Below are 701 nucleotides of genomic sequence, written 5' to 3'. Positions count from 1 at the left end.
GCCTTCTGGATCTTGGCCCGTTCCGCTCGCGCGTGGGACTGATCTTACGCGACCTCAAACCGCTTGACCGGCTGACCTCGGCCGACTGGCGACAGGTCTGCAACACGCTCGGCACCGAGCTGCGAAAGGTCCGGGCATGAGCGGGCGAGAATTTCCGCATGGCTGGTGGATCCTGCCGGCGCTTTTTCTCTCGGTGCTGTTCTGGGCCGGGATCATCTTGTGGATGTGGTGGTGATGGAAAATTTGTTTGTCATGCCCTCGACATTTGAACGGGGCCTTACAGGCGGCGATATGACGATGATCTGGCGGCCCGGTGTTGCCGCCCCGGTTCTGGTTGGCGACACCATCCACATCAGCGCCTCTCATGCTCCCCAGGCGGTCGAGATCATCAATGTCGAACATGTGACCTTCGTTCTGACCGATCTGATTGAGGGCCATATCGCGTCCGTCGAGATGAACGGCCGCCCGATCCATCAGGAGCTGATCCATCTGCTCGCCCTTACTCACGGCTTTACCTGCAAGGCGTGGCGCGGCCGGACCCCACGCGAGCGGATGGGCAACTGGCTGACCGATGCTGGCCACGCCGGCCGCGTCTGTGGCTGGTCGCTCGAATGGCGCCCGCTGCGGGGGGATGCATGACCTCGGCTGATCGGAAAGCCCTTGTGACTGCCCTTCGGGCGATCTGCGCGATTGCCCCGGCC

At 62.9% G+C, this 701-nt stretch carries 1 protein-coding gene; it reads left to right on the top strand.

The annotated features are described in order from the left end of the window. The first annotated feature begins 165 nt into the window (after positions 1–165). Positions 166–639, top strand: coding sequence for a hypothetical protein (locus RMT89_RS40580; protein ID WP_315888764.1), 474 nt, complete (start codon positions 166–168; stop codon positions 637–639). Positions 640–701: the final 62 nt, after the last annotated feature.

This window comes from Streptomyces sp. P17 (assembly GCF_032436805.1).
GTDB lineage: Bacteria > Actinomycetota > Actinomycetes > Streptomycetales > Streptomycetaceae > Streptomyces.
Note: the sequence above shows the minus strand (reverse complement) of the source record. Positions and strands in the feature narration are given on the sequence as shown.